Raw genomic sequence first — 12,101 nt, 5'->3', positions numbered from 1 at the left:
TTCGGTTCAGACGGCGAGCGCCTGGGCCCGGCGCTTCACCTCCGTGCCGCGATTCTCGCTCAGGGCCTGCGCGGGGGTGCCGGGCAGGCTCTCGTCGGGGGTGAAGAGCCACTCCAGCATCTCTTCGTCGGTGAAGCCGTCGTCCCTCAGGAGCGTCAGGGTCCCGGCGAGGCCCTTGACGACCTTCTGCTCGGCCCCGTCGATGAAGGCGGCGGGGACGTGCAGCGCGCGGTTCTCACCACGGCGTACGGCGATGAGCTGGCCCTCCTTGACCAGCTGCCGCACACGCGTCACCTCGACGTCGAGCATCTCCGCGATGTCGGGGAGGGTGAGCCAGGCGGGAACGAGTGCATCGGTTTTTGCGTCAATCTCGGTCACGGGATTAAGCGTGCCATCCCGCACTGACAGTCGGAAGCCGGGGCGCCTCCGGCGGGGGCCGATGGGAGGAGCTTCGACTCCGGCAATGGCCTGCCGGGCACCGGTCACGCCCGCGCCGACGACCCCGCCTACGCCGTCGCCGCCTTCAGCGGCCTCGCCGGGTCCGTCAGCAGGTCCGGGGCCATCTCCGTGCCCGCCTCGATCAGGCGGCGGCCCTGGGCCAGGTCGCGGGGGCGGCCCACGGCCAGGAGGGCCACCAGCCGGTTCTCCCGGAGCCAGCACACCGTCCAGGCGGGTCCGGACGGCTCGCCGCGCCACAGGGTCGTGTCGGCGGACGCGTGATGGCCCGCGTACTGGACGAAGCGGCCGAACTGCTCGGACCAGAAGTACGGGACCGGGTCGTAGACCGTGGGGGTCTCGCCCAGGATGTCCGCGGCCACCGTGCGCGGGCCCTGGAGGGCGTTGTCCCAGTGGTGGACCAGGAGTCGCTCGCCGTACCTCCCCGAGGGGAAGGAGGCGCAGTCGCCGACCGCGTACACGTCCGGCGCGGAGGTGCGCAGCCGGTCGTCGGCGACGACCTCGCCCTGTGCCCCGAGCTCGATGCCCGAACCGGCGAGCCAGGCCGTGGCGGGCCGGGCGCCGATGCCGACCACGACGGCGCCCGCGGCCACCCGGGAGCCGTCGTCGAGGACGACCTCGCCGGGCTCGACACGCGCCACACGCGCGTGGGTGCGCAGAGTGGCGCCCGCATCGGCGTACCAGGCGGCCATCGGGGCGGCGACCTCGGCGGGCAGCGCGCCCGCGAGCGGCCGGTCGGCGGCCTCCACGACCGTCACCGCGCAGCCCGCCTCGCGCGCGGCGGTGGCGAACTCGGCGCCGATCCAGCCGGCGCCGACGACCACGATGTCGTGCTGCCGGGAGAGCACCGGCCGCAGCCGCTCGGCGTCGTCCAGAGTGCGCAGCAGATGCACGCCGGGCACGCCCTCGGTGCCGGGCAGCCGGATCGGTTCGGCGCCGGTGGCGAGGACCAGGACGTCGTAGGGCACCGGACCGTCGGCCGTGTCCAGCTCATGCCCCGAAGGGCGTACCCCGAGCACCTCGCGGCCGAGCAGCAGCTCGATGCCGAGGGCCTCGAAGTCCACGTCGAAGGCGGAGCCCTCGGCCTTGCCGAGCAGGACCGCCTTGGACAGCGGCGGCCGGTCGTACGGCTGGTGGGGTTCCGCGCCGATCACCGTCACGGTGCCCTTGAAGCCCTGTTCGCGCAGGGCGACCGCGGTCTGTACCCCCGCCATGCCCGCGCCGACCACGACCACCCGCCGCTGCGCCCGCGTCTGCTCGCTCATTTGATCACCATAGTCAGCTGACAATGAGTCAGTCAGGAGTCGTGGGGCGTGACCTGCTCCACAACGCTCGTCCCGCTACCGGACTGCGACTCCCACTCCCACGTCTCCTGGAGCCGCACCCGGCCGTCGGCGAGCTCCACGACCGTCGAGACACAGTGCCCGGAGGACGTCGTCCCGTCGTGCTTGAGCTGCACGTACCGGAAGTCGAGACGGTCCCCCGCGCGCGTGCCGACCAGATGCCCGCGTACGACGTCGCCGCCCGCGTACTCGGCCCAGATCTCCCCGCCCTTCTCGTGGTACGTGAACCGGGTGCGGGTGCCCACCTGGCCCGGCGCCTGGTCGGCGACAGGGGCGAGGACGAGACCGTCGAGCGAGCGTGCCACGGAGAGAGGCTCCCTTACTGAGACCTGGGGCGTCGGGCTAGGGTGGCCAACGTAGAGCACTCGCGGGAGCCCGGACGCACCGGGCTGAGAGGGAGGCTGGGCGGCCTCCGACCGTACGAACCTGATCCGGGTCATGCCGGCGAAGGGAGGGGCTGGACGCCCATGTCCTCACGTACGTCAGACGTCCTCGTCGTCGGGGGCGGCATCATCGGCCTGGTCACGGCCTGGCGGGCCGCGCAGCGCGGTCTCACCACGGCCGTCGTGGACCCCGAACCGGGCGGCGGGGCCGCCCAGGTGGCCGCCGGGATGCTGGCCGCGGTCACCGAACTGCACTACGGCGAGCAGACCCTGCTCGGCCTGAACCTCGCCTCGGCCCAGCGCTACCCGGACTTCGCGGCCGAGCTCAGCGACCTGACCGGGCACGACCTCGGCTACCGGCGATGCGGCACGCTCGCCGTCGCCCTGGACGCCGACGACCGCGCGCATCTGCGTGAACTGCACATGCTGCAGCGGCAGTCGGGACTTGAGTCGGAGTGGCTGTCGGGGCGGGAGTGCCGGCGCCTGGAGCCGATGCTCGCGCCGGGGGTGCGGGGCGGGCTGCGGGTGGACGGCGACCACCAGATCGATCCGCGGCGCCTCACGCGCGCGTTGCTGGCCGCGTGCGAGCGGGCGGGCGTGGTCTTCCACCGTGTGTGGGCCGAGCGCCTGCGGGTCGTACGGGACCGGGCCGCCGGGGTCACCACGACCGACGGCGAGGAGCTGGGCGCGGGCCAGGTGGTGCTCGCCGCCGGAAGCCTCAGCGGCCGCCTGAAAGGGGTCCCGGAGGCCCTCCTGCCTCCCGTACGGCCCGTGAAGGGTCAGGTGCTGCGTCTGACCGTGCCGCCGCGCCACGCGCCCTTCCTGAACCGCACCGTGCGGGCCGTCGTCCGCGGCAGCCAGGTCTACCTGGTGCCCCGGGAGAACGGCGAGCTGGTGATCGGCGCGACCAGCGAGGAGCTGGGCTGGGACACGACGGTCACCGCGGGCGGGGTGTACGAGCTGCTGCGGGACGCGCACGAGCTGGTGCCCGGGATCACCGAACTGCCGCTCACGGAGACCCGCGCGGGACTGCGCCCGGGCTCCCCGGACAACGCCCCGCTGCTCGGTCCGACGGAACTGCCCGGACTCCTGCTGGCCACCGGTCACTACCGCAACGGCGTCCTGCTGACCCCGGTCACCGGGGACGCCATGGCGCACGTCCTGACCACCGGTGAACTCCCGGAGGTGGCCCGCCCGTTCACCCCGAGGCGTTTCCTTCAGCGCGTGGAGCAGCCGGCATGAACATCTCCGTCAACGGGGAGCCGCGGGAGTTCGCTCCCGGAACGGCTCTCGACACCGTGGTGCGGGCGCTGACCCCGGCGCCCTCCGGGGTCGCCGCCGCGCTGAACGAGACCGTCGTCCCGCGCGCGCAGTGGCCGTCCACGTCCCTCGCCGAGGGAGACCGCGTGGAAGTCCTCACCGCCGTCCAAGGAGGCTGACCCATGGCCGACGATCCCTTTCTCATCGGCGGTACGTCGTTCTCGTCCCGGCTGATCATGGGCACCGGCGGGGCGCCCAGCCTGGATGTGCTGGAGCGGGCGCTGATCGCCTCCGGCACCGAGCTGACGACGGTCGCGATGCGGCGCGTGAACCCCTCGGTGCACGGTTCCGTGCTGTCCGTCCTCACCAGGCTCGGCATCCAGGTCCTGCCGAACACGGCCGGCTGCTTCACCGCCGGGGAAGCCGTCCTGACGGCCCGCCTCGCGCGCGAGGCGCTCGGTACGGAGGTGGTCAAGCTGGAGGTCATCGCCGACGAGCGCACCCTGCTGCCGGACCCCATCGAACTCCTGGACGCGGCGGAGACCCTGGTCGACGAAGGCTTCACGGTGCTGCCGTACACCAACGACGACCCCGTACTGGCCCGCAAGCTGGAGGACGTGGGCTGCGCCGCGATCATGCCGCTCGGCTCGCCGATCGGCTCCGGGCTCGGCATCCGCAACCCGCACAACTTCCAGCTGATCGTGGAGCACGCGCGCGTGCCGGTGATCCTGGACGCGGGGGCGGGTACGGCGTCCGACGCGGCGCTGGCGATGGAACTGGGGTGCGCGGGTGTGATGCTCGCCTCGGCGGTGACCCGGGCCCAGGAGCCGGAGCTGATGGCGCACGCGATGCGGCACGCGGTGGAGGCGGGACGGCTGGCATACCGGGCGGGACGCATCCCCCGGCGGCATTTCGCCGAGGCGTCGTCCCCGGTGCAGGGCAGGGCCGTACTGGATCCGGAGCGTCCAGCGTTCTGAACGCACGTTCGACCTAAGACACGGCCAGGTGCGACCTCCGTCACAGGTCAGCTGCAGTACCGCCGCCAAATCCGCCGAACCGGATGGACTGTCAGCGGCGGCTCGTACACTCGCCTGCGTGGATACGACCCTTCAGGACCCGCTGGTCGGGCAGGTGCTCGACGGCCGCTACCGCGTGGACGCGCGGATCGCGGTCGGCGGGATGGCCACGGTCTACCGGGCCCTGGACACCCGTCTGGACCGCGTGCTCGCGCTCAAGGTGATGCACCCCGCGCTCGCGGCGGACGGGGCCTTCGTCGAGCGGTTCATCCGGGAGGCCAAGTCCGTCGCCCGGCTCGCCCACCCCCACGTCGTGCAGGTCTTCGACCAGGGCACCGACGGATCGTACGTCTATCTCGCCATGGAATACGTCGCCGGCTGCACCCTGCGTGACGTGCTGCGCGAGCGCGGCGCCCTGCAGCCGCGCGCCGCCCTGGACATCCTGGAACCGGTCCTCGCCGCGCTCGGCGCCGCACACCGCGCCGGGTTCGTGCACCGGGACATGAAGCCGGAGAACGTCCTGATAGGGGACGACGGCCGGGTCAAGGTCGCCGACTTCGGGCTGGTGCGGTCCGTGAACACCGTGACGAGCACCACCGGAGCCGTCCTCGGCACGGTCTCCTATCTCTCGCCCGAGCAGATCGACCAGCCCGGCGCCGCCGACGCCCGCGTCGACGTGTACGCGTGCGGTGTCGTCCTGTACGAGATGCTGACCGGCAGCCAGCCGCACGAGGGCGACTCCCCCGCGATCGTCCTCTACAAGCACCTCCACGAGGACGTTCCGCCCCCGTCGGCCATGGTCCCGGGACTGCCGTACGAACTGGACGAGCTGGTCGCGTCGGCCACCGCCCGCACCCCGGACCTGCGCCCGTACGACGCCGTGGCGCTGCTCGCGCAGACCCGTGAGGCGCGCGGCAGGCTGAGTGACGGCCAGCTGGACGCGGTGCCGCCGCAGGCGCTCTCCGTGGAGTACGCGGGCGCGGACAACCGTACGAGCGTGATCCCGCGCTCGCTGACGGTGCCGCGACCGCTGCCGGTCAACGAGGACGAGCCCGAGCCGGGGTACCACCGCACCAGCGTCCTGGAGAGCCCCCCGCCCCCGCCGTCCCGGCGTGGCCGCTCCTCCGGCGGCCTCCGGCGCGGCCCGCTCCTGATCGTCGCCGCGGTCCTGCTGGCCCTCGGCCTCGGCGCGGGCGTCTGGTACATCAACTCCGGCCAGTTCACCCAGGTCCCCGCCCTCCTGACGAAGACCGAGGCACAGGCCCGGGACCGGCTGGACGAGGCCGGTCTGGAGACCGGCAAGGTCACGTACGCCTACAGCGACACCGTGAAGCGCGGCACCGTCATCAGCACGGACCCGGGGGTGGGCGCCCGCATACGGAACAACGACTCCGTGTCGATCACCGTCTCCAGGGGCCCGCAGACGGTGAAGGTGCCCGACGTGGACGGCTACGAACTGAGCAACGCGCGATCCCGGCTGAAGGCGGAGGGGCTCCAGCCCGGCATGGTCACCCGGGAGTTCAGCGACGACGTCCCGAAGGGCATGGTGATCAGCACGGACCCCGTGGGCGGCACCACACTGCGGGCCGGCTCGGCGATCGCGCTCACGGTCAGCAAGGGCGCCCCGGTCGACGTGCCGGACGTCACCGGGGAGGATCTGGCCGACGCGAGGGCCGACCTCGCGGAGGCCGGGCTGAGGGTGAAGGTCGCCGCCGTCCGGGTCAACTCCGAGTACGACGCGGGACAGGTCGCCTTGCAGAGCCCCGATTCGGACAGTCAGGCGGCCGAGGGCGACACCGTCACGCTCACGATCTCCAAGGGCCCCGAGATGATCGAGGTCCCGGACGTCACGGGCGACAGCGTCGACGACGCGAAGGCCGCGCTGGAGGGAGCGGGGTTCCAGGTCGACGAGGACCGGGGGTTGCTGGGGCTGTTCGGGGACACGGTGAAGAAGCAGTCGGTGAAGGGCGGGGACACGGCACCGAAGGGGTCGACCATCACTATCACGATTCGCTGACAGACGCGCCCCATAGGGGCGCGGGGCTGTGACATGTGCGGCTCCGCCGCGTGGGCACGACCAGCCACGACGCAGCCGCACCCGCCACACGGCAAACCGAGTCACCCCTTAGGCGCCCCGCACACGCGCCGCAGGCAATGGCACCCTTGACCGGTGACAACTCAGCGCAACCCCGTCGGCGGCCACGTCCCCGTCGCCGGTGGTCTCCACTCCGTGGGGCTCTCCTACGCCCGTGACCTGAACGCCGAGACCGTTCAGGTCTTCGTCGCCAACCCCCGCGGCTGGGCCACCCCCGCCGGGAACCCGAAGCAGGACGAGGCGTTCCGCGAGGCCTGTGCGGAGAGCACGATCCCCGCGTACGTCCACGCGCCTTACTTGATCAACTTCGGCTCCCACACGGAGGCGACGGTCGAGAGGTCCATCGAGTCACTGCGGCACTCCCTCCGCCGCGGACGCGAGATCGGCGCGCTCGGTGTCGTCGTGCACACCGGCAGCGCGACCGGTGGCCGGGACCGTTCCGTGGCTCTGAAACAGGTGCGGGAGTACCTGCTGCCGCTGCTCGACGAGCTCACCCACGACGACGACCCGTACCTGCTCCTGGAGTCGACCGCCGGCCAGGGCGCCTCCCTCTGTTCGCGGACCTGGGACTTCGGCCCGTACTTCGAGGCCCTGGACGCCCATCCGAAACTGGGCGTCTGCCTGGACACCTGCCACATCTTCGCCGCCGGCCACGACCTGACCGGCCCCAGCGGCATGCACCAGACGCTCGACCTGTTGGTGGACACCGTCGGTGAGGGCCGCCTGAAGCTGATCCACGCCAACGACTCCAAGGACGTGGTCGGCGCCCACAAGGACCGTCACGAGAACATCGGCTCCGGCCACATCGGCGAGGACCCCTTCCGCGCCCTGATGACCCACCCCGCCACCGAGGGCGTACCGCTGATCATCGAGACCCCCGGCGGCAAGGAAGGACACGCAGCGGACGTGGAGCGGCTGAAGAAACTCCGGGACGGCTGAACGGCAGAGGGCCGCTGTGGACGGCCGCGTCAGTTCACGAGCACCGACACGAACGCCAGCAGCAGCCCCGCCCCGAGGAACGCCATCGACCGGCGCAGCCAGCGGTACTTGGCCGCGAGGATGTCGCTGACGTCCTGGAACTGGGTCAGCAGCCAGCCCACCCGGTCCGCACCGGCCTCGCCCGCGGCGCGGCGCAACGCCTCCAGGTCCGTGGCCGCGAGGGCGTCGGCGTAGTACGTCAGACCGGGCGCCGAGCGGAGCGTGCCGGTGCGGGGCAGGACCACCACGAGCAGCAGCAGCGTGCCGACCGCCCAGAGCGCCCCCCCGGCCGCGAGGAACGCCAGGGCGAGGCCGGTGGTGTCGGCGGACGCCCCCCTGCCGAGCGCCAGCGCGGGCACCGCCACGGCACCGGAGAGCAGGATCGACGCCTTCACGTCCGCCCTGCCCAGGTCCTCACGGACGGTCAGCAGCAGCCGCTCGGCGACGTAGTGCGCGCCATCCGGCCCGTCCGACGTCACCCGCGTGTCCCGGGACCGGAGTCGTACTCCACTCCCGTGCCCTGCCCGGGGATCGAGTCGGTCGGCGGTTCGGGAGGAGCGGGCGGTGCGTCGGCCGGGGGCAGCGGCGGCTTGGGCGGCATCGGCGGTATCGGCAGCGCGGTCGGGGCCTGCGGCAGCCCGTTCGGGAAGGCGCCGCCGGCGACCGTACGGCTGTAGTCGATGAGTGCCTGGACCTGGTCGTCGATCTGGTGGCGCTGGACCACGCCCTGGTTGATCAGGTTGGTCAGGTAGTCCAGGGCGCCCTGGCGCTGTTCGCGGGCCTGCTGCTGGAGCACACCGAGGATCTCGTGTGCCCGGCTCGGGTCCTGGGCCAGCATCGTGGCGTACTGGACGGTCTCGCCCGCGCTGATCAGTTTCTGCGCGTCGGCGAGGTTGGCCGCGATACGCGCCTTGTTGGCGATGTCGATGGCCTCCTGGACCTTGCTGCCCTTCTCCACCGCGACCATCTGGGCCTGGTGGTCGGCGGCGGCCTGGCCGAGGTCGATGCGGATGAACACCTGGGTGACCAGGCCGAGATCGGCGCCGAAGTCATTCCACCGGCCGCTGGCCAGCTCGTCCTGGATCGCCTCGTCGACCTGCTGCGCCGAGTCCAGGTTGTGGCGTCGGCTGATACCCCGCAGCCGGGCCTCGAGCGGCGGGCGGAGCATGCGTTCCACGTCGACCACTCTCTTCTCGGCGGCCGTGTAGAAGTCCTGCACCTCCCAGTTGACGTCGGCGCCCGCCCTGAACCGTGACCGGTCGCCGTAGGTGGGCAGTTCCAGCTGGAAGGAGACCTGGTGCCGGCCGCGGGCGATCCAGCACACCGAGGTGGGCTTGCCCATCAGCGGCTTGTTGAAGTGCTGGGCGCCGCGGACGGTGATGACGCTGTGCCCACCGTTCTTGTAGTAGAGCACCGAGGCCACCTGGCTGTTGCGGTGCCGGTAGGCGGCCTGGGGGGCGAACTCCCTGACGAAGGGGCCTCTGAGGTCGTGCGGGAGGACGAACTCCTGGTCCTGAGGCGGCCACTGCTGGCCCCACTGGTTGTGCGTCATGACGTACTCGCTCCCTGGACCGCCCCCCACAGACGGCGGACCTGCTGTTCGTTGAGTGGTTGGTCGGGGTCTTCGGACAGTTCCTTGATCAGGCCCAGCAGCCGGTCCCGGTCGTCGTGGCTGTGCACCAGCAGCGGCAGGAACCGCTCCAGGGGCTCCGCCCAGGGCTGGTCGGCCGAGCCGCGTAGCCAGTCGGACAGGGTGTCCACGGCCGCCTCGTAGGACCGGGACGTCTGCAGCGCGGTCCACAGCAGCCCGGCGAGCTGCGTGGCAAGGGCCGGCCGGACGGCGGCGAGGGCGAGCATCAGCGGCCAGTCGCCGTGGCCCTCCAGATCCGGGTGCCGGTTCCAGACCTCCTCCGCGGGGATCACGGCGAGGAAGACCGTGCTCTGCAGGCCGAGGTCCTGCTGGGGCCGCCGTTCGTCGGAGAGCCAGGCGCGGACACGGCCGAGGACCTGCGCCTCCGGATGGGCGCCGGCGAAGCGGGCGACCTGAAGGGCCGCGTCGGCGCGCAGCTTGCCCTCGTCCCGGACACCGATGCCGCCGAGCAGGTCCAGCGCCTCGCGGACGGTGGTCGTGGCCCGGCCCCGGCCGAGGACGGCACCCGCCGTCCGGCGCCGCGGTTCGTCGCCGTGCCGGGCCCAGGTACCGACCAGAGCGCGGATCGCGCCGCCGACCTCCGGTGAGCGGACGGCCACGTCGAGCACGGTCGCCGCGAACAGCCGGCGACGCGCCTGCTCGGCCCCGGCCATGGGCTGGACCAGTTCGTGCACGGTGTGGGACAGGTCGAGGCGGCACAGCTGCCCGGCGGCGACGGCGGCCCGCACCCAGACCTGGGGACGGTTGTCCTCGCACAGCCCGGCCAGCCAGCGCAGCACGGGCCCGCGCGCATTGTGCCGGTGCTGCCAGAGATGGCCGAGGACGGCCGGGGCGAGGGCCTCGCCGGCGAAGCGCACGGTGCGCACCGGCACCTCCTCGGTGCCGACCTCCTCCTTGCCCAGCTCGGCGACAGCGCGGGCGGAGACCAGCCGGGCGTCGACACCGTCGCTGAACAGCGGGCGCCCGGGGGTGGCCTCCGGGTCGACGGTGACGGCCAGTTCCCAGGCAAGCACCTCGGCTGCCTCGGCGACGGCACTGAGCGAGGCCCCGTCGAGTACGGCGACGGCGATCCGGTAGGCCGCGTCCCGCAGTCGCTCCGGGGTCTCGGAGCGGACGCCTCCGGCGAACCACTCGGCGGCCTGGTTCTCCGCGAACTTCCGGCAGGCGGCGAGGAGTTCGCCGTGTGTGAGCTCGTCCCGGGCGTTGCGGGCCAACAGGGTCGCGAAGTGGGCCGCCTCGGCGGGCCGCAGCTCGTCGAGGCCGGTCGCCTCCAGGACGTCCGGGTCGAGGGCCGCCACCCGCGCCCGCTCACGCGCGTCGGGTGTCGCGTCCTCCAGTTCGAGTTCGAGGTGGCCCTTCAGTACGGCGGTCGGGGCGGCCGGGACGTGGGCGCGGTGGTAGCGGCCGCCGCGGGAGAACACCTCACCGGGTTCGGGAACGGCCAGGAGTACCGCGTACGCCTCCTTGCTGCCCAGTAGTTCGCACAGCCGGTCCAGGCCGGTCTCGTCGGGCAGTCCGGGGGCGCTCGCTTCCAGCGCGTAGCCGTGGCCCTCGTGGATCTGGCTGTCGTCCAGCTTGTCCAGCTCGGTGCGCGGATCGAGCCGGGAGACCTGTCCGCGGGTCACGTCGTCCAGGAGGGACAGGGCGGTGTAGGCACGGCCGGTGCCGGGCCGGCCGGACAGGACGAGGAGGCGGCCGGTGCGTAATTGTCCGCGGTACTCGTCGTAGCCCTCGGGCTCCTGGAAGACGCGGCGCAGCCTTTGCAGTTCGTCTTCGGGGAGAGGGCCGGCGAGCAGGCGTTCCGGCGCCTGCCAACCGTGGAGGTGCACGGTGTCGACGGACGCGGCGGTGAAGATGTCGCCGGATCCGTGGTTGGTCACGGTCGACCGGAAGATCCGGGAGGCAGCGGCCGCGTCGCCGGGCAGAGCCTCTTCGCCGAGCGAGTCGGCGGCTGCCCCACCGATGACGTCGGACTGCTTCTCGGGGCCGGCCCCCGGCTCGCCCTGGGCCGCCTTGTCCGACTCGGACTTCTGCTGCGGCTGCGGATCGCCCTGGGGCGGCGGGGGGCTCTGCGCGTTCATCGGGCACCGCCGCGACGGTCGATGATCCACGTGCCGACGTGGTTGGCCGCGTTCAGGTCGCCGCTGCCGGAGTTGTAGTTGTGCTGGACGTAGCTGTCCTTCGTGCCGTCCGGCGCCGACGGCTCAGGCTCGGTGTCCTGTCCCGCCGTTCCCGGCTCAGGTGGCTGAGACCGCCCGGGGACCATGAACCAGGCGGTCCTGCGGCCCTCCTTGAGTTCCACCTCGTGGGATCGGTAGCACTCCGGCTCCACCCAGCGTCCGCCCGACCGGACGACGTCCTCGTACAGCCGGTCGGAGGCGACCACCACCAGGTGGGCCCCGTCCGCGGCCGCGAGGGTGGCCTTCGCGATGTCGCAGTCGCCCAGTCGGCAGGCCAGGTCGACGGCCTGCCCGTACCGGCCGTACTCGTCGGGCGTGACCGGACCGACGTGCAGGCCCGCGCGCAGCCGCAAGGGTTTCCTGAGGTCGGCGTTGATCTGGCGCAGGTTCTGGTGGAGGTACTCCACCCACTCCCCCACCACCCGGCTGGGCGGCACGTCCGGCGTCAGCACACTGAGGATGCCGTCGCCGCGGTCCTCCTGGTAGAGCCGGGGCTCCCGGATGCCGGACCGCTCGAAGGCGGCGCCCGTGACCTCGTAGAGTCTGCGCCGCATCGCGCGCTTCTCCGTGTCGGACAGCAGGCCCGAGCCCTGTGCGTCCACGTTGACGATGAAGCCGTACGTGGCTTCCCCCTCCATCGCTTTCTCCTGTCTGCCGTCCCGTCGAACCACCGGCCCCTTCGGATGGTCGCGGAGCCGGCCGGTCACCGCTGTAGCCGTTTACACAGCGCGGTGCTCGG

At 72.4% G+C, this 12,101-nt stretch carries 12 protein-coding genes and 1 riboswitch; of the genes, 5 read left to right on the top strand and 7 right to left on the bottom strand.

All coding sequences use genetic code 11. From position 1 onward, the window contains the following. Window positions 1–6 precede the first annotated feature (6 nt). From AB0D34_RS16415 to AB0D34_RS16405, 3 genes are all read right to left on the bottom strand, one after another. A complete protein-coding gene (locus tag AB0D34_RS16415) occupies window positions 7–378 on the bottom strand; it encodes an Rv2175c family DNA-binding protein (RefSeq protein ID WP_362662019.1) in 372 nt (123 codons plus the stop codon). A 128-nt stretch (window positions 379–506) separates the two neighbouring features. After that, a complete protein-coding gene (locus AB0D34_RS16410) occupies window positions 507–1,721 on the bottom strand; it encodes an FAD-dependent oxidoreductase (protein ID WP_362662017.1) in 1,215 nt (404 codons plus the stop codon). Between the two features lie 32 nt (window positions 1,722–1,753). Further along, window positions 1,754–2,104: a hypothetical protein gene (locus AB0D34_RS16405; RefSeq protein WP_362662015.1), complete on the bottom strand. Its 351-nt coding sequence runs from the start codon at window positions 2,102–2,104 to the stop codon at window positions 1,754–1,756. Window positions 2,105–2,156: 52 nt separating this feature from the next. Beyond that, a riboswitch (TPP riboswitch) is annotated at window positions 2,157–2,269 on the top strand. Between AB0D34_RS16405 and thiO the strand changes: the two genes are divergently transcribed. The 5 genes from thiO (at window position 2,267) to AB0D34_RS16380 (ending at window position 7,492) form a co-directional block, all read left to right on the top strand. Then, entirely contained in the window at window positions 2,267–3,424 is a 1,158-nt protein-coding gene (thiO, locus tag AB0D34_RS16400; RefSeq protein ID WP_362662013.1) for a glycine oxidase ThiO, read from the top strand. Its footprint overlaps the riboswitch before it by 3 nt. After that, the gene (gene thiS, locus AB0D34_RS16395; RefSeq protein WP_007381442.1) at window positions 3,421–3,621 is read left to right on the top strand and encodes a sulfur carrier protein ThiS; all 201 of its coding nucleotides are present in this window, start codon (window positions 3,421–3,423) and stop codon (window positions 3,619–3,621) included. Before thiO ends, thiS begins: the two co-directional genes overlap by 4 nt. Before the next feature lie 3 nt (window positions 3,622–3,624). Continuing rightward, on the top strand, window positions 3,625–4,419 hold the full coding sequence (locus tag AB0D34_RS16390) for a thiazole synthase (protein WP_362662011.1): 795 nt from the start codon (window positions 3,625–3,627) through the stop codon (window positions 4,417–4,419). A gap of 118 nt (window positions 4,420–4,537) precedes the next feature. After that, the gene (gene pknB, locus AB0D34_RS16385) at window positions 4,538–6,475 is read left to right on the top strand and encodes a Stk1 family PASTA domain-containing Ser/Thr kinase (protein WP_362662009.1); all 1,938 of its coding nucleotides are present in this window, start codon (window positions 4,538–4,540) and stop codon (window positions 6,473–6,475) included. Between the two features lie 153 nt (window positions 6,476–6,628). Further along, window positions 6,629–7,492: a deoxyribonuclease IV gene (locus AB0D34_RS16380; protein WP_362662007.1), complete on the top strand. Its 864-nt coding sequence runs from the start codon at window positions 6,629–6,631 to the stop codon at window positions 7,490–7,492. Window positions 7,493–7,521: 29 nt separating this feature from the next. On the opposite strand, the gene AB0D34_RS16375 is transcribed toward AB0D34_RS16380, so the two are convergent. The 4 genes from AB0D34_RS16375 to AB0D34_RS16360 are packed head-to-tail and all read right to left on the bottom strand — an operon-like array spanning window position 7,522 to window position 12,000. After that, window positions 7,522–8,010 carry a Pycsar system effector family protein gene (locus AB0D34_RS16375; protein WP_362662005.1) on the bottom strand — a complete coding sequence of 163 codons (489 nt, stop codon included), beginning with the start codon at window positions 8,008–8,010 and terminating at the stop codon, window positions 7,522–7,524. Next, window positions 8,007–9,083, bottom strand: coding sequence for a hypothetical protein (locus tag AB0D34_RS16370; protein ID WP_362662003.1), 1,077 nt, complete (start codon window positions 9,081–9,083; stop codon window positions 8,007–8,009). Before AB0D34_RS16370 ends, AB0D34_RS16375 begins: the two co-directional genes overlap by 4 nt. Beyond that, window positions 9,080–11,263, bottom strand: coding sequence for a hypothetical protein (locus AB0D34_RS16365; RefSeq protein ID WP_362662001.1), 2,184 nt, complete (start codon window positions 11,261–11,263; stop codon window positions 9,080–9,082). Before AB0D34_RS16365 ends, AB0D34_RS16370 begins: the two co-directional genes overlap by 4 nt. After that, window positions 11,260–12,000: a hypothetical protein gene (locus AB0D34_RS16360; RefSeq protein ID WP_362661999.1), complete on the bottom strand. Its 741-nt coding sequence runs from the start codon at window positions 11,998–12,000 to the stop codon at window positions 11,260–11,262. Before AB0D34_RS16360 ends, AB0D34_RS16365 begins: the two co-directional genes overlap by 4 nt. Window positions 12,001–12,101: the final 101 nt, after the last annotated feature.

Origin of the sequence: Streptomyces sp. NPDC048420 (genome assembly GCF_040651535.1) — a bacterium.
In the GTDB taxonomy this organism is placed as follows: domain Bacteria; phylum Actinomycetota; class Actinomycetes; order Streptomycetales; family Streptomycetaceae; genus Streptomyces.
Note: the sequence above shows the minus strand (reverse complement) of the source record. Positions and strands in the feature narration are given on the sequence as shown.

Excerpts from the sequence above, each read along its gene's own strand:
- AB0D34_RS16410 (WP_362662017.1), bottom strand. The coding sequence starts at position 1,721 with ATGAGCGAGCAGACGCGGGCGCAGCGGCGGGTGGTCGTGGTCGGCGCG.
- thiO (WP_362662013.1), top strand. The coding sequence starts at position 2,267 with ATGTCCTCACGTACGTCAGACGTCCTCGTCGTCGGGGGCGGCATCATC.
- thiS (WP_007381442.1), top strand. The coding sequence starts at position 3,421 with ATGAACATCTCCGTCAACGGGGAGCCGCGGGAGTTCGCTCCCGGAACG.
- AB0D34_RS16390 (WP_362662011.1), top strand. The coding sequence starts at position 3,625 with ATGGCCGACGATCCCTTTCTCATCGGCGGTACGTCGTTCTCGTCCCGG.
- AB0D34_RS16370 (WP_362662003.1), bottom strand. The coding sequence starts at position 9,083 with ATGACGCACAACCAGTGGGGCCAGCAGTGGCCGCCTCAGGACCAGGAG.
- AB0D34_RS16365 (WP_362662001.1), bottom strand. The coding sequence starts at position 11,263 with ATGAACGCGCAGAGCCCCCCGCCGCCCCAGGGCGATCCGCAGCCGCAG.
- AB0D34_RS16360 (WP_362661999.1), bottom strand. The coding sequence starts at position 12,000 with ATGGAGGGGGAAGCCACGTACGGCTTCATCGTCAACGTGGACGCACAG.